Origin of the sequence: Caulobacter sp. (assembly GCF_039596335.1) — a bacterium.
GTDB lineage: Bacteria > Pseudomonadota > Alphaproteobacteria > Caulobacterales > Caulobacteraceae > Caulobacter.
Map to the genome: position 1 here is coordinate 140,136 of NZ_JBCNJZ010000006.1, position 17,436 is coordinate 157,571.

The 17,436-nt window shown below is 69.4% G+C and carries 16 protein-coding genes; 8 read left to right on the forward strand and 8 right to left on the reverse strand.

The window, feature by feature from the left end; translation table 11 throughout:
• From ABDW31_RS14035 to ABDW31_RS14060, 6 genes are all read right to left on the reverse strand, one after another.
• The gene (locus ABDW31_RS14035) at window positions 1–1,350 is read right to left on the reverse strand and encodes an alginate export family protein (protein WP_184720000.1); all 1,350 of its coding nucleotides are present in this window, start codon (window positions 1,348–1,350) and stop codon (window positions 1–3) included.
• Complete coding sequence (locus tag ABDW31_RS14040) at window positions 1,347–1,766, reverse strand: DoxX family protein (protein WP_184719997.1); 420 nt, start codon at window positions 1,764–1,766, stop codon at window positions 1,347–1,349. Before ABDW31_RS14040 ends, ABDW31_RS14035 begins: the two co-directional genes overlap by 4 nt.
• A gap of 2 nt (window positions 1,767–1,768) precedes the next feature.
• Entirely contained in the window at window positions 1,769–3,628 is a 1,860-nt protein-coding gene (locus tag ABDW31_RS14045) for an amidohydrolase (RefSeq protein ID WP_221444685.1), read from the reverse strand.
• 83 nt (window positions 3,629–3,711) lie between these two features.
• Window positions 3,712–3,972, reverse strand: coding sequence for a DUF1427 family protein (locus ABDW31_RS14050; protein ID WP_184719994.1), 261 nt, complete (start codon window positions 3,970–3,972; stop codon window positions 3,712–3,714).
• Between the two features lie 73 nt (window positions 3,973–4,045).
• The gene (locus tag ABDW31_RS14055) at window positions 4,046–4,702 is read right to left on the reverse strand and encodes a hydrolase (protein ID WP_184719992.1); all 657 of its coding nucleotides are present in this window, start codon (window positions 4,700–4,702) and stop codon (window positions 4,046–4,048) included.
• Between the two features lie 129 nt (window positions 4,703–4,831).
• Entirely contained in the window at window positions 4,832–5,668 is an 837-nt protein-coding gene (locus ABDW31_RS14060) for an alpha/beta hydrolase (RefSeq protein ID WP_221444921.1), read from the reverse strand.
• A 485-nt stretch (window positions 5,669–6,153) separates the two neighbouring features.
• Here ABDW31_RS14060 and ABDW31_RS14065 point away from each other — a divergent pair, with 485 nt between their 5' ends.
• The 8 genes from ABDW31_RS14065 to ABDW31_RS14100 all read left to right on the forward strand — a co-directional run bounded on the left by ABDW31_RS14065 (window position 6,154) and on the right by ABDW31_RS14100 (window position 14,995).
• Window positions 6,154–8,535 (forward strand): two-component regulator propeller domain-containing protein, encoded by a 2,382-nt coding sequence (locus ABDW31_RS14065; RefSeq protein ID WP_343699039.1) that lies wholly within the window; start codon window positions 6,154–6,156, stop codon window positions 8,533–8,535.
• Entirely contained in the window at window positions 8,469–9,149 is a 681-nt protein-coding gene (locus ABDW31_RS14070) for an ATP-binding protein (protein WP_343699040.1), read from the forward strand. The genes ABDW31_RS14065 and ABDW31_RS14070 overlap by 67 nt, the downstream gene beginning before the upstream one ends.
• Entirely contained in the window at window positions 9,146–9,778 is a 633-nt protein-coding gene (locus ABDW31_RS14075) for a response regulator transcription factor (RefSeq protein WP_184719988.1), read from the forward strand. The genes ABDW31_RS14070 and ABDW31_RS14075 overlap by 4 nt, the downstream gene beginning before the upstream one ends.
• 154 nt (window positions 9,779–9,932) lie before the next feature.
• Window positions 9,933–10,865: a hypothetical protein gene (locus ABDW31_RS14080; RefSeq protein WP_184719986.1), complete on the forward strand. Its 933-nt coding sequence runs from the start codon at window positions 9,933–9,935 to the stop codon at window positions 10,863–10,865.
• A complete protein-coding gene (locus ABDW31_RS14085; RefSeq protein WP_343699041.1) occupies window positions 10,853–11,743 on the forward strand; it encodes a ThiF family adenylyltransferase in 891 nt (296 codons plus the stop codon). Before ABDW31_RS14080 ends, ABDW31_RS14085 begins: the two co-directional genes overlap by 13 nt.
• A complete protein-coding gene (locus tag ABDW31_RS14090; RefSeq protein ID WP_184719984.1) occupies window positions 11,740–12,927 on the forward strand; it encodes a hypothetical protein in 1,188 nt (395 codons plus the stop codon). The genes ABDW31_RS14085 and ABDW31_RS14090 overlap by 4 nt, the downstream gene beginning before the upstream one ends.
• A complete protein-coding gene (locus tag ABDW31_RS14095) occupies window positions 12,924–14,039 on the forward strand; it encodes a GNAT family N-acetyltransferase (protein ID WP_184719982.1) in 1,116 nt (371 codons plus the stop codon). Before ABDW31_RS14090 ends, ABDW31_RS14095 begins: the two co-directional genes overlap by 4 nt.
• Complete coding sequence (locus tag ABDW31_RS14100) at window positions 14,039–14,995, forward strand: hypothetical protein (RefSeq protein ID WP_184719980.1); 957 nt, start codon at window positions 14,039–14,041, stop codon at window positions 14,993–14,995. Before ABDW31_RS14095 ends, ABDW31_RS14100 begins: the two co-directional genes overlap by 1 nt.
• On the opposite strand, the gene ABDW31_RS14105 is transcribed toward ABDW31_RS14100, so the two are convergent.
• Together ABDW31_RS14105 and ABDW31_RS14110 are read right to left on the reverse strand one after the other, a co-directional pair.
• Entirely contained in the window at window positions 14,992–16,551 is a 1,560-nt protein-coding gene (locus tag ABDW31_RS14105; protein ID WP_184719978.1) for a c-type cytochrome, read from the reverse strand. The two genes, ABDW31_RS14100 and ABDW31_RS14105, sit on opposite strands and share 4 nt — an antisense overlap.
• Window positions 16,548–17,369 carry an alpha/beta hydrolase gene (locus ABDW31_RS14110; RefSeq protein ID WP_184719976.1) on the reverse strand — a complete coding sequence of 274 codons (822 nt, stop codon included), beginning with the start codon at window positions 17,367–17,369 and terminating at the stop codon, window positions 16,548–16,550. Before ABDW31_RS14110 ends, ABDW31_RS14105 begins: the two co-directional genes overlap by 4 nt.
• Between the last annotated feature and the right edge of the window lie 67 nt (window positions 17,370–17,436).

Sequence of the window (17,436 nt, forward strand, 5' to 3'; positions counted from 1 at the left end):
TCAGAAGCGGAGCTGGGCGAACAGCACCGCCAGGTCGACTGGCTTGCCGCCCAGCGCGCGGACGGCCGGGCCGGCCTCCTGGTGAACGAGCTGGGCCTGGAGCTTCAGGTTGCGATTGACCTGCCAAGTCCCGTCCAGCTGGGTCGCGCCACCGACATCCTTTGAGCGATACGAACCGGCCGGCGCCAGGGTCGCCAGAGGCTGGATGTAGATCGCGTCGGCGCCGGTCATCCGGTGATGCAGGGTGTAGCTGGCCTCCAGGCTGACGCCCTTCATCGGCGCCACGCCTAGACTGGAGCGCACCGAGACCAGATTGCCCCAGCTCATCAGGGTGGTTTCGTTGAAATAGCCGCCCTTGGGGAACAGCGGGTTGAAGGTCTGCAGCCGGTCGTCGGCCGGGTCGTTGTCGCCTGAGCCAAGATCCAGGCGCAGGCCCAGGCGAGGCTTCCAGGGCTGGTCCAGCGTGTAGCCGCCGGCGGCCGAGGCCGACCAGGCGCGGATCTTCCGGCCGGCGAAGCGCCCACCCTGGATCACGCCCTCGGCGTCGTAGTCGATCGGGCCGGCGACCCCAGCCAGGCGCGCGCCCAGACTGGCGCGCCGCTCATCGCCGGTCACTGTCCCGAACCGCACACGATCGCGCTCGAAACCCAGGGCGTAGACGTCCAGCGTCTGTCGAGGCGACAGCCTGGTCGAGGTGTAGAGGCCATAGAACCGCTGCCGAGGGTTATGCCTGTCGTTGAAGGCCCCGGGCGAGACCGTGACGGGCTGCAGATAGAAGGCGTCCAGCTTCAGGGCGCCGGTCGTGTGGGTCACCCGGGCGCCGTCGAAGCTCTGGCGAATGTTGGGGGACTCCCGCACGGCGATGAAGCGCTGGGTCGGGTTCAGCTGCAGCTCCTGGCGACCCAGGCGCACCCGCCAGCCGGCGGCCGGGGCGACATCCAAGAACAGCACTTGGGTATCGACGCCGTTGCGGTCCAGGGGCGTGGCGGGGTCATGCTTGCCCAGGTCGCGGTGCAGACCAAGCTCGCCATAGACCCGCACGGAAGGCGCCAGATGCAGGTCGGCGCTCAGCAGCAGGCGGCCGAGGGCAAAGGTGTCGGCCTGTTCGCCGTCGATGCCGAAGTGTGGGGCGTCAATGGCGTCGACCCGCAAGCGGGCCTCGCCGCCCAGGCTCAGATAGGCCTGCCCGCCCAGCGGAATGTAGCGCAGAGGATCCAGGCCCGTGCGATCGGCGACGCCCTGCAGATAGCTGTAGTCCTCGTCCGAACGCACTGGCTTGAAGGCCGGCGGCGGAGGAGCGGCCCCCGCACCGGCCAGGCCAAGAGCCAGGAGCGCCGCCGCCGTGCTCATCGGCCCGTGCGCTCCTTCTCGACCAGGGCGGCGGCCAGCATGAAGCCGCCGATCAGGCCGATGTGCTCGAGGAAGGTGTTGGTGGCGTGGAAGCGGGCCATGGAGTCCTCGACCGTCCAGAACGGGTGGGCAATGACGGTGGCCAGGGCGGTGAAGGTCGCCAGGGCGCCGGCCGCCAACCAGCTGAGCCGGCCCAGGATCAACAGGATCGAGCCGCCCAGCTGGACCAGGATGGTCGCGGCCACGACCAGGCCGGCGGGATTGAGCCCGAAGTGGCCGGCCTCGGCCAAGGCACCGGGCAGGTTGGTCAGCTTGGCGATCCCGCTGGCCCAGTAGGGCAGGGTCAGGACCGCGCGGGCGAAGAGGCCGAATGCTGGCTGGCGCAGCAGCGCCGCGATGGGCTGGGGCGTGCTCATGATCAGACCGCCCAGCAGCCGCAGCCCATGGCGCCCCAGAAGGAGCGCGCATCGCTGGTCGGGGCCTCGCGGATATAGGCCGAGGCGTGGTCATGGCCGTGGACGTTGCAGCTGCTGGCGCAGCCGCAGGCGCTGGCCATGGCGAGCGCGGTCTTCTTCGAGCGGTTCTGATAGCCGCCGAAGGTGCGCACCGGCGACCAGTCGGGCATGGCCGGCGGCAGGTCGGGGGAGAGCTTGGAATAGCCGCCCTCGCCATGCACCACCTTGCCACCCAGCACCGTCAGCACGGCCGACAGGTGCGGGATTTCATCCTCGGGCACGGTCATGTAGTCGCCCGAGAGCACGGCCAGGTCGGCCAACTGGCCGACGGCGATCTGGCCCTTCTTGCCTTCCTCGTTGGAGAACCAGGTGTTGGCGGTGGTCCACAGGCGCAGGGCTTCTTCGCGGTCCAGGCGGTTGGCCGGCGGATACAGGCGCGTGCCGCCCACCGTCTTGCCGGTCACCAGCCAGTTCAGCGAGACCCACGGATTGTAGCTGGCCACGCGGGTCGCATCGGTGCCGGCGCCGACGGGCACACCCGCCTTCAGCATCTTGTTGATCGGCGGCGTCGCCTCGGCGGCCTTAGCCCCATAGCGTTCCATGAAGTACTCGCCCTGGAACGCCATGCGGTGCTGCACGGCGATGCCGCCGCCCAGGGCCGCGATGCGGTCGATATTGCGCTCGCTGATCGTCTCGGCGTGGTCGAAGAACCAGTGCAGGCCGTCGAACGGCATGTCGCGATTGACCTTCTCGTAGACGTCCAGCGCCCGCGTGATGGTCTCGTCATAGGTGGCGTGCAGCCGCCAGGGCCAGCGGTTCTCCACGAGGTGACGGATCACCGGCTCCAGGTCGGTTTCCATGTTGGCCGGCATCTCCGGACGCTCGGCCCGGAAGTCCTCGAAGTCGGCGGCGCTGTAGACCAGCATCTCGCCCGCGCCGTTGTGGCGGTACTTGTCGTCGCCCTGGCCCGGCTTGACCTGCTTGGACCAACTCTGGAAGTCCGACAGCTCGGCCTTCGGCTTCTGGGTGAACAGGTTGTAGCTGATCCGCAGCGTCAGCTGGTCGTCGGCGTGCAGCTTCTCGATGATCGCATAGTCGTCGGGATAGTTCTGGAAGCCGCCGCCAGCGTCGATCACCCCGGTCACGCCCAAGCGGTTCATCTCGCGCATGAAGTGGCGGGTCGAGTTCAGCTGGTAGTCTTCCGGCAGCTTGGGACCCTTGGCCAGGGTGGCGTAGAGGATCGTCGCATTGGGCTGGGCCAGCAGAAGCCCCGTGGGCTCACCCGAGGCGTCGCGCTGGATCTCGCCGCCGGGCGGATTGGGCGTGTCCTTGGTGTAGCCGACGGCGCGCAGGGCGGCGCGGTTCAGCAGGGCGCGGTCATAGAGGTGGAGGATGAACACCGGCGTCTCGGGCGCGGCGGCGTTGATCTCGTCCAGGGTCGGCAGGCGCTTCTCGACGAACTGGTGCTCGGTGAAGCCGCCCACGACGCGGACCCACTGCGGCGGCGGAGTGTTGGCGGCCTGCTTCTTCAGCATGGCCATGGCGTCGGCCAGGGTCGGCACGCCATCCCAGCGCAGCTCCATATTGTAGTTCAGCCCGCCGCGGATGATGTGCATGTGGCTGTCGATCAGGCCCGGGATCACCCGCCGGCCGGCCAAGTCGATGATCGTCGGGTTGGGACCGGCGGCGGCGCGGACTTCGCCTTCCTCGCCGACGGCGGCGAACTTGCCGTCGCGGATCAGGGCGGCATCGGCGCGCGGGTTGCTCCGGTCAAGGGTCGTGAACTTGCCGTTGATCAGCAGCAGATCGGTCGAAGCGGGCATGTCGGGCCTCCAGGGGGTGGCGAAAGCGGAGCTGGGCAAAAGCGAGGCTCCCAGCGCCAGGGCGCGGCGGCGGCTGAGTTGCGTCATACCTGAGCCTCCGGCTTGGGCGCGGCCACGGCCTGCGGGCCCAGCACCTGGCCGGCGCATTCGGGGGTCTTCAGATAGGCCGTAACCGGCGCCTTGGTCATCAGGCGCTTGGCGATGGGGACCATCTGCTCGCCTAGCAGGATGCCCATAAGGCCCAGCAGGGCGATCGCGGGCGGGGCGGGCGATCGAACATTGAGCAGGGAATAGATCACGCCGACCAGAAGGCCCGCGCCCAAAGACAGCAAGTAGGGTTTCATCGGGACCTCCTGGGGCGGATTCTGGCGGGGAAGGGGGAGGCGGAGCCCGGAAGGCTCCGCCCCTGAACTTGGCTCAGTGACCTTCGGACGCGCCGAACATGGTCTTGGCGTAGGTGATGCCCAGGCCGTAGGCGCCGCCGAACTTCTTGGCCACGCCGGTGGTCATCTCGTAGGTCTCGCCGCGGGCCCAGTCGCGCTGCATTTCCAGCAGGTACTGCAGCGACGTGATCGGCTGGGCGCCGGCCTGGATCATGCGGGTCACGGCGCGCTCGTGGGCCTCGTCCGAGATGTCGCCGCAGGCGTCGGTGATGACATAGACCTCGAAGCCCTGATCGAGGGCCGACAGGGCCGGACCGACGATGCAGACCGAGGTCCACAGGCCGGCCAGCACGATGCGCGATTTACCGATGGCGTTGACCTGATCGATCACGGCCTGGTCTTCCCAGGTGTTCATCGAGGTGCGGTCCAGCAGCGGCTGGCCCGGGAAGGCGTCGGTGATTTCCGAGAACATCGGGCCCGAGAAGCTCTTCTCGGCGACCGTCGTCAGGATGGTCGAGGCGCCGAAGCCGGCGGCGGCGTTGGCGACCAGCGCGGCGTTGGTGCGCAGCAGGCTGGCGTCGATCGACTTGGTGGCGAAGGCCATCTGCGACTGGAAGTCGATCATGACCAGGGTGTGGTCGGTCGGGGTCAGGAGACGTGCGCCGGGGGCGGCCTTGGCTTGCGGGATCATGGTCTGGTTCCGTCCTGGAGGGCGCCGCCTGGCGGCCGCCGCGTTGTGGTGACGAGGTGAATTTGACCTCGCTCAAGAAAGAGAGAAATGGAAATGATGGAAAATCATCATTTCCATTTCTGATGCGATCTAGGCTTTGAAGAAGGCCAGGAGATCGGCGTTGATGATGTCCGGATGGGTCGAGGCCATGCCGTGCGGCAGGCCCGGATAGGTTTTCAGCGTGCCCTTCTTGACCAGCTTGATCGCAAGATGGGCGCTGTCGGCGATCGGCACGATCTGGTCGTCCTCGCCATGCTGGATCAGCACGGGAACCTCGATCTTCTTCAGATCCTCGGTGAAGTCGGTTTCCGAGAAGGCCTTGATGCAGTCGTAGTGGGCCTTGGCGCCGCCGGTCATGCCCTGGCGCCACCAGTTGTCGATTAGCCCCTGGCTGACCTTGGCGCCGGGGCGATTGAAGCCGAAGAACGGGCCTTCCGGAATGTCACGGAAGAACTGGGCGCGATTGGCCAGCAGCGCCGAGCGGAAGCCGTCGAACACCTCGATCGGTAGGCCGCCCGGATTGGCGGGCGTCTTCAGCATGATCGGCGGCACGGCCCCGATCAGCACGGCCTTGCCCACGCGACCCGGCTTGGCACGCGCCACATAGTGGGCGACCTCGCCGCCGCCGGTGGAGTGACCGACGTGGAAGGCGTTCTTGAGGTCCAGATGGTCGGTCAGGGCCCCCACGTCGGCTGCGTAGGTGTCCATCTCGTTGCCGGTGTCGGTCTGGTCCGAGCGCCCGTGGCCGCGACGGTCATGGGCAATGACGCGATAGCCCTTGCCCAGGAAGAACATCATCTGGGCGTCCCAGTCGTCGGCCGACAGCGGCCAGCCGTGGTGGAACACGATGGGCTGGGCGTCCTTGGGACCCCAGTCCTTGTAGAAAATCCGAACGCCGTCTTTGGTGGTGACGAAGCCGCTGCTCATCTTGGGAGATCCTTTGGCCGGGGTTGAGGAATGCGTTGTTTTGGTCTGCGCCAGGGTGGCGGAGGGCAGGGCGGCCAGGATCGCCGCGCCCGCGCCGGCGGCGAGGACATGGCGGCGGGTCGAGCGCCCGTCGGGGCCCGCATCGTTGGAGGTCTGATCGGTCACTGTTGAAGCCCCACGGAGGTTTGAATTCTTGAACAAAGCCGTGCTCGCCATCGGCACGGGTCGCGCGCCTGGCTGGGCCAGACGGCGTCGAGGATGCTGGCAGCGCTTGTTCTTGGTTGGCGCGAAGCCTTGCTGGGCGCGGCCGCAGCGTAAATGTCGGGCGGGTTGCTCCCCGCTGACACTGATGGGGGGCGACCTCCGAGCATGAGGCGGCGGCACGTGGCGCTCGACCTCAGATGGGTGGGCGGGGCCTAGTCCGGTCGATATTGCAAGCCGCTCGCGGGGCGCCTAAGAGCCGCGCTGATCACCGAAGGACTCTCATGGCGCCAGGCCTCACCCGGAGCGGATGCGCGGCGTTCGTGGCCGCCATGCTGCTGGCTGCGCCCGCCCATGCGCTCGATCCGCAACGCGCCATCGGCCAGTACAAGCACACCCGCTGGACGGTCGAGGATGGCGCCCCCAGCAGCATCGAGGCCATAGCCCAGACGCCCGACGGCTATCTGTGGCTTGGCACGCCGCTGGGTCTTTACCGCTTCGACGGCGTCAGCTTCGAAGCCATGCGGCCGCCGCGCCCCAGCTACAGCATGAGCGACCGCGTGGTCAGCCTGATGGTCACCCGCAGCGGCGCCTTGTGGGTCGGCTACGAGGCCGGTGGTATCGCGGTCTGGGAGCACGGCAAGTTCCGACTGATCTTCGATCCCAAGATCTTCCGGTCGGTAATCATCCGCCTGGCCGAGGGCCGCGACGGGACGATCTGGGCGGCGACGACCAGTCCCAAGGCGCGGCTGGTCCGGCTGACGGGCGGCCAGTGGCGCTCTGCGGACGACCTCAGCGGCCTGCCGGCGGAGGACCTCTCGGACATCCTGGTGGCGCGCGACGGGACGGTCTGGGCGACCGCCGGCGGCGTGGTTTCGTATCTGCCGCCGGGCGCCAAGCGGTTCTTGGTCGCGCGCAGCGGGCTGGGCGAAGGCGTTGGCCTGGCCCAGGACGCTCAGGGTCGGATCTGGACCGCCGACACGCGCGGCGGACGGGTCATCGCCGGTCCGCCGGCCCCGGCGTACGCCCTGGCCAGCCGCAGCCGCCAGACGCGGATCATCGTCGATCGCGACCAGAACCTGTGGGGCGCCCAGCATCCTGATGGCATCTTCCGTCTGAGCTCGGGCGGCGCGCGCGCGGAAACGTTCTCGGCGGGGCAGGGGCTGAGCTCGGCCATGGCCTATGCCGTGTTCGAGGACCGCGAGGGTAATCTCTGGGTGGCGACGGTGCGCGGGCTGGACCGTTTCCGGCCCGCCAGCGTGGTCCCCGAGCCCCTGGTCCCGACCAGCTCGCCCTATGGCTATAACCTGTTCGCCGATGCGCAGGGCGTAGTCTATGTCACCGACTCCACGACCCTGTACCGCGCCTTGCCCGGGCAGCCGCTGACGCCGCTGATCCGGAACCTGGGTCCTGCCAGCATGATGTGCGACGCCGGCGACGGCGCGATCTGGGTGGGGCTGGGCGACCGCGTCGTTCGGGTCGACGGGGATAAGGTCACGCCGCTGCCCAAGCCCGCCTTCGCCAACGCCTATCTGACCGCCTGCGCCCGTGACGCGCACGGCGACCTGTGGGCAGCCGGGTTCATGGCCGGCCTGCTGCGGTATGACGGCAAGCATTGGAGCGCGTCGCTGCCCGAGCCCCTGGGCGTGGCGATCACCGCGCTCGAAGCTGACTGGCGCGGTCGCATCGTCGCCGACGGCGGCCGTGGCGCGGTGCTGGTCGATGGGCCGAATGTTCGAACGATCACCACACCGCCTCGGCCCGTACGCGGGGGCACCATGCCGATGGCCGATGGACCTTTGGGGGTCCTGGCGGCCAGCGATCGCGGCTTCACGCGCTTTCAGGGCACGCAGACGCAGTTCATTTCGCGCGACCGCTTCCCGTTCCTGGGGCTGGGCCACGGCTTGGCCCAGACCGATCGCGAGACCTGGCTGCTGAGCGCCAGCGGCCTGGTCCGGATGCTGAACGCCGACCTCGAGCGCGCCTTCGAAGACCCCAAGGCCGGTCTTCCAGCGCGGATCTTCGAGCTCAGGGACGGACTGCCGGGACCGGCGTCCTACAAGTACCGCTCCGACCTGGCGGTCGGTGGTGACGGCAGGGTCTGGATGGCGACGGCCAGCGGCGTCGCTTGGCTGGATCCGGCGCGCCTGCCGCTCAACACCGTGGCGCCGCCGGTCACGATCCGCGGCGTGTCGGTCGACGGCGTGAGGGTGAACCATCGCGGCGCCATCACCCTGCCCAAGGGCGCGCGGACGCTGGAGATCAGCTATGCGGCCCTCAGCCTGGCCATTCCGGAGAGGGTGCGCTTCCGTTACCGCCTGGGCGGTGTAGACCCCGACTGGGTCGAGGCGGGCTCGCGGCGCCAGGCCTTCTACGCCAATCTCAAGCCTGGCAAGTACGTGTTCCAGGTTCGCGCCGCCAACAACGACGGGGTCTGGAACGAGCAGGGCGCGCAGCTGTCGCTGGACCTGCCGCCAACCCTGATCCAGAGCCGGCTGTTCCTGCTGCTGTCGGCGCTAGCGTCGGCCTGCTGGTCGCGGCCTATCGCTGGCGGATGGGCGCGCTGGCCGAGCGGCTTCGCGCCAGCCTGCGCGAGCGGATGGCCGAGCGCGAGCGTATCGCCCGCGAGCTGCACGACACGCTGCTGCAAGGGGTGCAGGGCCTGATCCTGAAGTTCCAGTCGGCGACCCGACAGGTGCCGCCGGAGTTGCCCGCACGCGATCAGCTGGAGCGCGCCCTGGATCGCGCCGAGGACGTGGTGATCGAGGCGCGCGACCGGGTGCGCAGCCTGCGGGCGGCGGCGGATGGCGATCTGGTCGCCACCTTGACCGAGGTGGCCGAGACCATGGCCTCGGCGGGCGCGGCCGAAACCCATGTCATCGCCCAGGGGCGCGAGATCGCGCTGCACCCGCTGGTCGCCGACGAGATCGAGCGCGTGGTGGTCGAGGCGCTGTTCAACGCCCATCGGCACGCGCGCGCCACGCGCATCGACGTGACGGTGACCTTCGACCCCAAGCGGCTGCGGGTCAGCATCCATGACGACGGGGTCGGGGTCGAGCCGGAGATCCTGGAGGCTGGCGGTCGTGAGGGCCACTTCGGTCTGGCGGGCATGCGCGAGCGTGCTCGCAAGATTCAGGGGGCTCTTACGATCCGCAGCCAGCCGGGTCAGGGGACCGAGATCGAACTGGCGACGCCGGGCGGGGTGGCCTATGCGGCGCGGCAGGCGGGCGGATGGTCGCGGTTTTTCCCGGATAGGCGCGAACAGGAGACGAAGACGTGAGCACCTGCGACGAGACGACGTCCGTCCTGATCGTCGACGACCATCCGCTGTTGCGCGAAGGCGTGGCCGCCGTGCTGGAGGCCGAGGTCGACATCACCGTGGTTGGCGAGGCCCGCGACGGCGCCGAAGCCGCGACGCTGTTTGAGCAGCTTCGGCCCGACATCGTTTTGATGGATCTGCAGATGCCCGGCATGGACGGCGTCGACGCCATAGGCGCGATCAAGGCCCTGGCGCCGGATGCGCGGATTATTGTCCTGACCACCTATGCCGGCGATGTTCGCGCCTTGCGGGCCCTGAAGGCGGGAGCCAGCGGCTATCTGCTGAAGAGCAGCCTGCGCCGCGAGTTGATCGACACCATTCGTACGGTGCGGGGCGGCCAGCGCTACCTCCATCCGCAGGTGGCCCACGACATCGCTGTCAACGCCATCGGCGATCCCTTGAGCGAGCGCGAGATCGACGTCCTGCGGTTCGTGGCGGGAGGGCTGGCCAACAAGGCGATCGCGAGGGCGCTGTCGCTGTCGGAGGACACGGTCAAAGGCCACATGCGCAGCATCTTCGCCAAGCTCGACGTCACCGATCGCACCCAGGCGGTGACGGTGGCCCATCGTCGAGGAATTATCGCGATATAGGCCCGTGGCAGCGATCGGCGCTGCAGGCGCCATAAGGGGAGCCCTCATGGATTTTCCATGTCGAGTCGGGCTCAACTCAGGGTAACGATGCTAAGCGCTTTGTTAAGCGTGGGCATGGTCGAACAGGCTGACGGATCTAGACGGAAGCGGGTTCATGAACGCCGCCAGCGCGCGTTACATCGATACGGTTCTGCCGGCCGGCAGGGGGCTGCGCTCGCGGATCGTCGAGCGGCCAGCCCTGGCGCTGGCGCCTGACGACCTCGCCAAGCTGATCCAGGACATCCGCGCCGTGGCCCGCACGACCCTGGGCGAGAGCGAACTGACCTACGGCGTGTTCTCCGGCGACCACGAGACCTTGTCGCGCACGGTGCTGACCGTCGTCTATGACGCCAAGAGCGGTGAGCCGGTTGCGTTCAACGCCCTGGCGCTGCTGAAGGCCTCGCTGGGCGGGCGCGAGATCGAGGTGCTGCATCTGGGCCTGGTGATGACCGCGCCCCAGGCGCGGGGCGGGGGGCTGTCGGCGGTGCTTTACGGCCTGACCTGCGTACTGCTGTTCGTGCGCCGCCAGTGCCGACCCCTGTGGATCTCCAGCGTCACCCAGGTGCCGGCCGTGGTCGGCATGGTCGCCGAGACCTTCTCCGACGTCTGGCCGGGCCAGCCGGCGACCCGCGCCTCGTTCCAGCACAAGCTGCTGGCCCGCCAGATCATGGGCCGTTGGCGCCACGCCTTCGGCGTCGGGCCGGAAGCCGGCTTCGACGAGGATCGCTTCGTCATTACCGACGCCTATACCGGCGGCTCGGACAATCTGAAGAAGACCTTCGACCAGGCGGCCAGGCACCGCGACCCGCGCTATGGCGCGTTATGTCAGGCGCAGCTGGACTATGGCCGTGGCGACGACCTGCTGCAGCTGGGCAGGATCGACATGCGAGCCGCCGCCCGCTACCTGGCCAAGGTGGCGCCGCCCGCCAGCGTCACCGGCCTGGTGGGCAGCTTCGCCCTGATGCTGGCCCGTGGCGCGGTGCTGCCGCTGATCCACTGGCTGGACGATAAGCAATCCTGGGGGAGCCTGAGACCGTGGACGCGCTGAACGGGTTCGACTACGCCGAATTCACCACCCGCAACATCGGCTTCGTGACCAAGGCCGAGCAGGACAAGCTGCGGGCGGGCGCGGTGTTCGTCGCCGGCGTCGGCGGCATGGGCGGAGCCTGCTTCCTGGCGCTGGTCCGGGCCGGGGTCGGGCGGTTCGCGGTCTGCGACATCGACGTCTTCGAGACCTCGAACCTGAATCGTCAGGTCTTCGCCTTCACCGACACGGTGGGCCGGGACAAGGCCGAGGCCGCCTGCGAGGCGGCCCGGCGGATCAATCCCGACGTCCAGATCGAGCGTCTGGGCGGGGAGTGGGTGCAGCAGCTGGACGACCTGGCCGCGCGCTATCCGGTGATCGTCAACGGCACCGACGACGTGGCGGCCGGCGTCGCCCTCTACCGCGCAGCCAAGACCCACGGGGCGACAGTGATCGACGCCTATGCCTCGCCGCTGCCGTCGGTGCTCGTGGTGCGGCCCGGCGATCCCCGGCCTGAGGCGCGTCTGGGCTATCCGACCCGCGGCAAGGCGCTGGACGCCCTGACGGCCGAGGATCTGTCGGCCAGCTTCCTCAAGGAGCTGGAATATGTGCTCACCCATTCGTCGGCCGCGCGCCATGTCGATCTGGAGGTCGCCGCCGCCGTCGCCGCGGGCAAGGCCAAGCGGATGTCGTTCGCGCCGATGGTCATCGCGACCGGCTGCCTGATGGCCTATGAGGCGCTGTGGCTGCTGCTGGGGCGACGCTCGGCGACCGATTGCCGAGGCTGGTTCTTCAACCCGTTCGCCGGCCGCACCGAGCGGCCTCTGCCCTGGCCCGTGGCGGCCGTGAAGGGCGCGCTGGTCCGCGGCTTCATGGCCCGCATGATGAAAGCCGCCACGTGATCCAGTCGCTGGCCCAGGCCTGTCTGGATGGTCTCAGCGCGGTCGGCCTGGGCGCCTACGCCCTCTCGGCCCGACGTGGCGCGGGGCCACTGGCGCCCCGTCTGTTGCTGATGTTCGGGCTGATGGCGATCTTCTACGCTGGGCGCGGTCTCTATGTGCTGACCGGAGCGGACGGGCTGCTGGTGGTCGCCTTCGCCGCCGTCGCCCTGGCGCCGGTCGCGGCGCTTCTGGTGGCCGAGGGCGTACTGCGCCGCCACGCGCCGCGCGCGCTGAAGCTGGCGGTGATGGGCGCCAGCGCGGTGTCGCTGGTCTTCGCCTTCCTCAGCGCTCGCGACATGGAGTTCGACGCCGTCATCGGTCTGGCCGCGCCGGTTGTCCTGTCGCTGCTGGCCATCCTGGCGATGCTGGGGACGCGCGACCGCGCCCAGCTGTCGACCAGCGAGAACCGCGTGGTGGCGGCGCTGGTCCTGGGGCTGGCGGCGGCGCTGCCGCTGATCCTGACCGATTTCACCCGGCTGATGCCGGCCCCCATTGGCCTCAGCCCCATCGGCGCGTTGCTGATCGTGCTGGTCATCGTGTCCAGCGACGGCGACGAGCCCAAGGGCATGGCAGGAGAGATCGCGCTGCTGCTGCTGGTCGCGGCCGGCGCAAGCCTGGGCCTGGCCTACGCTCTGTCGCTGACGGCGCCAGCGGATCTGGCGCGCCTGGCCGCTGTCGTGCTGGCCGGCCTGGTTGTGGCCTCGCTGCTGGTGCGCCTGCAGACGCAGGGCGCGGCCGAGCGGCGCGGTGGTCTGCGGCGGCGTCTGACGCGGGCCGACGGCGGCTCGCTGGACGGTTTCCTGGCCGACCTGGGTGAGGAGCCGTTGTTGAAGGATATGGTCGTCCTGGAGGCTGGCCAACTGGCCGACTATGACGCCGAGGCGCTGGCGGCGACCTTGATCCGCCGGCCGTTGTGGAGCCTGGCGCGTCTGAAGGCTGGCGAGGCGGCGGCCAGCGTCTCCGAGGCTGAACCGCTGATCGAGCTGCTGGAGCGGGCCGGCGCGACCCATATCGGCCTGCTGGGCCGTGCCCCGGTGCGTCTGGGTCTGGCGCAGCTGCCCGGCCTGGCGCGCGGCGGCGAGGCTGAAGTCGACCTGGCCCTGACCTTCCGCATGGCGCGACTGATCACGGAGCCCGAACGATGAGCCTGGAGCTGCGCGAGCGCGACCTGGACGGCTTCTTCGCGGTCCCGTTCGCGGTCTATCCCGAGGACAGCCCCTATGTGACGCCGATGCGCTCGGACTTGGAGCGCTATCTGGATCCGGCCCGCAATCCGCTGATGCGCGATGGCGGCGGTCAGCTGACCTACTTCACCGCCTGGCGCGGCGACCGGCCGGTGGGACGACTGGTGGTCCACACCCATCCAGCCTCCAACATCCGCCACGGGACGCGGCGCTGCCAGTTCGGTTTCTTCGACTGCGCCGACGACCTGGAGGCGGCGCGGGCCCTGTTCGACAAGGCCGAGGCCTTCGCTCGCGACCAGGGCTGCGACGAGCTGGTCGGGGCCTTCAACCTGACGGCCATGCAGCAGGCGGGCGTGCTGACCGATGGCTTCGACGGCGTGCCCTATACCGACATGGTCTGGGGCCCGCCGTACCTGCCGCGCCTGCTGGAGGCCTGCGGCTTCGCTCCGACCTTCCCGATGTCGACCTTCGAGTTCGATATCGGCCCGCACACCGCCCAAACCCTGCTGGGCGAGCCGCAGCGCGCTATCCTCGCCGACCCCGACTGGACCTGGAAGCCGATCAGCCGGCGCCATTTCAAGGAACGGTTCGAGGAGGCGCGGCAGTGCCTCAACGACGGTTTCGCCGACAACCCGATGTTCGTGCCGCTGACCCCGGCCGAATTCGACTTCCAGGCCGGCGAGATGATGTGGATCGTCGATCCGCGCATCGCCTCGCTGATCCACTACAAGGGCGAGCCGGCCGGGGTGGTGATCTGCATCCCAGACCTCAACCCGTTCCAGAAGGCGGTGAAAGGGCGGTTCGGGCCGATGGCGCTGTTCCACTTCCTCAAGGCGCGGCTGCGCCGCCGGCGGGCGGTGATCATCTTCTATTCGGTCAAGCAGGCGCTGCACGGGCGCGGCGTCAACGGGGCCATGCTGCACCGGGTGGTCGAGGCGCTGTACGCCGGCGGCTACCGCCAGTGCGGTGTGACCTGGATCGCCGACCAGAACGCCGCCTCCCTGCGCCAGATGGACAAGCTGGGCGCGCGCCGTCTGCACCGGCTGCACCTGTTCCGCAAGGCGGTGTCGTGATGGATCCCGAACTGCTGAGGGCGCTGGTCGCCGAGGCCAGCTTGGCCCCCAGCGTCCACAACATCCAGCCGACTCGCTGGCGCGCGGACAAGGGCCGGGTGCTGGTCGTCGCCGATCCGGCGCGCCGGCTGCCGGTCGGTGATCCCGAGGGCCGCGACGTCGCCGTCAGCCATGGCTGCGCGGTCGAAGGTTTCCGCCTGGCCGCCGTCGCGCGCGGGTTGGCTGTGCAGGTCGCGCCCGGCGACGATGGGGTGGCCGTGCTTGGATTGGCGAAGGGCGGCGAGGTCGATCCGCTGGGCGCCTTTGTCGGGATGCGGCGGACCTATCGCGGGCGGTTCCAGGCGGACGGCGGGACGCGGGAGGCCTGCGCGAGACTGGCCGGTCCGGATCTGATCGTGATCGAAGAGCCGCGCGCCATCGCCGAGATCGCGGCGCTTTATGACGACGCCAGCCTGCGCTGGTTTCGGAAGGCCGACTACCGGGCCGAACTGGTGTCGTGGATGCGGCTTTCGCGTCGCGATGCGAACTGGGCACGCGACGGGCTGAACGCCGAAGCCATGGAGATGTCGCCGTTCGAGGCGGTCGGGGCCGGCCTGGTGCTGCGGCCGGGCGTGTTCGAGGCGCTGGATCGCCTAGGCGCGGCCGGGGCGCTGGTCGCCGAGGCTCCGGTCGTGCGATCGGCGACAGCGGTGGCGCTGTTGCACCGGCCCGTCGACGAGCCGCCGTTCGAGACCGGTCGACACTTCTACAGGACCTGGCTGAGCTTCACTGCAGCCGGGCTGTCGGCCTCGCCGATGGCGGTGCTGGCAGACGATCTCGACGCCGCGGCGACCCTGGCGCGGGAGTATGGCTTGGGTCCCGACCGGCGGCTGATCACCGCTTTTCGCCTGGGTCTGGCGCCGCGGCGCGACCTGCCGCCCAAGCCCCGCCTGCCGCTGGATAGCCTGATCCTCTAGAGGCGCTTGAGGTATTCGATCAGCGCCCAGCGGTCCTCGCGCGAAAGGCTGTCGAACGGGGCTTCGTGGCCGCGGTTCGAGCGACCCGGCTGGCGGGTGTCGTAGATCGCCCGGCGCGACCAGGGGGCATGGCCAGGCGGATAGGCGACGCCGACCGTCTTGAAGTCTAGGGCGTGGCCGCCGACCGCGAACCGTTCGGCCCGAGACTCCAGCAGCATCAGCTGGGCCAGGGTCGGCACCGAACCATTGTGCAGATAGGGGGCGCTGGACCAGACGCCCGACAGCGGCGGCGCGGCGTATTGGCCGGTGTGGCGGGCGTCGATCACGGTCCGATAGGGGCTGTCGGCCACGTAGCGCTGCAGCGCCGGGGTGAAGGCGGCGGCGCGGGCCGGGTCTGTGCCGATCTGGCCGCGCCAGTTGGGGAAGCTGGCCAGGCGAGGGTTCTCCGCCGGGCCGTCATAGGTTCCATGGCAGCTGGCGCAGGCGCGGGCGTAGAGGTCGGCCCCGCGCGCGGCCAGCGCCGGGTCGATCGGGCCCGGGAAGGTCTGCGGACGCCGCTCGGCCAGCCAGGAGAAGGCGCGCCGGGCGGTCGGGATCTGGGCATGGGCGCCCTTGGGCGTTTGGCCCATGCTGGGCACGGTGAAGAAGCTGACGATGTCGGCCAGGCGGTCGGCATGCGCCGGGGTGATGTCGGCGCGGGTCATCGCCCGCCAGCGTTCCTGGTTCGGCGGGGCGTAGGCGCCGTCCTGCAGCAGGGCGGAGCGAAAGCCGCGGTCGGCCAGCTCCGGCACCGAAGTGAAGCCGGCTTCCATGGCGTCGCGCGGCGTGTGGCCCTGCAGCTTCAGCGCCGCTACGCCGTTGGTGACGCCCGGCGAGCCGTTGGAGAACGGCAGCGGACTGCCGTCCTCGGGAACCGCGTCCAGGCGGCGCTGGGCCAGCGGGATGACCGCCAGGCGCAGGCTGGTTATTTCCCAGGTGTCGGTGTCGGGGAACAGCGTCCTGACCGCTGCCAGCAGGCGCGGCTTGTCGGTCATGCCCCGCTTCAGCGCGTGAGTGACTGCGCGGGTATAGGCTTCCAGGTCCAGGCTGGTATTGGGCGCGCCCAGCCAGGCGGCGCGCGGATCGGGCGCGCCGTCGGCGGCGTAGACCGGGCCGGCATGGCAGGCCGCGCAGCCGAGATTGGCCACCGTGATCTTCACCGGCGGCAGGCCTGGCGTCACGGTCCCGACATTCAGCCCCAGCGGATGCTCGGCGCTGGCCCGGACAGGCTCACGCGCCCCCTCCAGGCGCTCGGGCCAGAGGAAGCCGAAGCTCATCATCCGTCGCCGCAGGTGGGCGTGATCGACGCCGCCGCCGCCGGCCGGATCGTCCAGCACCAGCGCGGCCGCCGTCAGCTTCCAGGGCACGGCGACGGTGTTCAGGGCCTGGAAATTGATCGCGCCGAAGTCGTGATGGGCGAAGGTCTCTGCGCCCGAGCCCAGCGGCCGCGGGGCCGGCGCGCAGGATCCCGCGACCAGCGCCAGGCAGGTCGCGACGATGGCTCGCCTGGTGCTCATGTCAGGAACGCCTCCACCGCCGAGACGAAGGCCTCGGGTTGCTCCCAGTGAGGGTAGTGTCCGCATTGGTCGATCAGGACACGCGTGGCCTGGGGAAGCAAGGCCAGCGCCCGGTCGCTCTGCTGTGGCGGGAACACCCGGTCCTGCCGACCCCAGAGAACCAAGGCCGGGCGATCCAGCCGGCGGGCCAGGACCTCGAAGCTGTCGCGGGCCGTGACCCCAAACAGGCCGACACCCGTCCGCAAGGCGCGCGGAAACGACCATTCGCTGCCCGGCATGGCGGCGTAGCGGTCGGTGAGGGCGACCAGCTCGGGCGTGATGTTTCGTGGGTCGTGAATGGCCAGGCGAAGGGTGAGGTGGTTGTTGAACGGCGTCGGCCGTCCCAGCGCCTCGCCGATCAGAGGCAGGGCGGTCGGACGCATCAGCAGGTGGGTCTGACGCCCGAAGCCTCCCGGCGCAGCCAGGACGGCCCGGTCGATCCGGCGGAGGTTTGCGGCCGAGAACCGCACGATCACGCCAGCGCCCAGCGAGCTGCCAACCAGATGCGCCCGCTCGATCGAAAGGGCGTTCAGTACGTCTTCCAGCTGTTCGACGAAGAAGCGGGAGTCATAGGCGGCATCGGGCCGGCTGGCCTCGCCGAAGCCGGGCAGGTCGAAGGCCACGACGCGGAAGCGCGCGGTCAGGGCCGGCAGGACGCGATCCCAGATCTCGATGGCGTTGGCCAGGCCATGCAACATCACGATCGGCGGCTTGTCGCCCCCGGTGTCCAGCACCCGGGTCGACAGCCCGTTGGCGAGCGTGACTCTGGAAAGGCCCATGACGCCAAAGTAGCGGATTTGGGCTGACAAAACCTCAAGGGCGCGCGGTCTGCGAAGATTTTCTGCG

Coding starts and splice junctions, on each gene's coding strand:
- ABDW31_RS14035 (WP_184720000.1), bottom strand. CDS start 1,350: ATGAGCACGGCGGCGGCGCTCCTGGCTCTTGGCCTGGCCGGTGCGGGG.
- ABDW31_RS14040 (WP_184719997.1), bottom strand. CDS start 1,766: ATGAGCACGCCCCAGCCCATCGCGGCGCTGCTGCGCCAGCCAGCATTC.
- ABDW31_RS14045 (WP_221444685.1), bottom strand. CDS start 3,628: ATGCCCGCTTCGACCGATCTGCTGCTGATCAACGGCAAGTTCACGACC.
- ABDW31_RS14050 (WP_184719994.1), bottom strand. CDS start 3,972: ATGAAACCCTACTTGCTGTCTTTGGGCGCGGGCCTTCTGGTCGGCGTG.
- ABDW31_RS14055 (WP_184719992.1), bottom strand. CDS start 4,702: ATGATCCCGCAAGCCAAGGCCGCCCCCGGCGCACGTCTCCTGACCCCG.
- ABDW31_RS14060 (WP_221444921.1), bottom strand. CDS start 5,668: ATGAGCAGCGGCTTCGTCACCACCAAAGACGGCGTTCGGATTTTCTAC.
- ABDW31_RS14065 (WP_343699039.1), top strand. CDS start 6,154: ATGGCGCCAGGCCTCACCCGGAGCGGATGCGCGGCGTTCGTGGCCGCC.
- ABDW31_RS14070 (WP_343699040.1), top strand. CDS start 8,469: ATGGCCGAGCGCGAGCGTATCGCCCGCGAGCTGCACGACACGCTGCTG.
- ABDW31_RS14080 (WP_184719986.1), top strand. CDS start 9,933: ATGAACGCCGCCAGCGCGCGTTACATCGATACGGTTCTGCCGGCCGGC.
- ABDW31_RS14095 (WP_184719982.1), top strand. CDS start 12,924: ATGAGCCTGGAGCTGCGCGAGCGCGACCTGGACGGCTTCTTCGCGGTC.
- ABDW31_RS14100 (WP_184719980.1), top strand. CDS start 14,039: ATGGATCCCGAACTGCTGAGGGCGCTGGTCGCCGAGGCCAGCTTGGCC.
- ABDW31_RS14105 (WP_184719978.1), bottom strand. CDS start 16,551: ATGAGCACCAGGCGAGCCATCGTCGCGACCTGCCTGGCGCTGGTCGCG.
- ABDW31_RS14110 (WP_184719976.1), bottom strand. CDS start 17,369: ATGGGCCTTTCCAGAGTCACGCTCGCCAACGGGCTGTCGACCCGGGTG.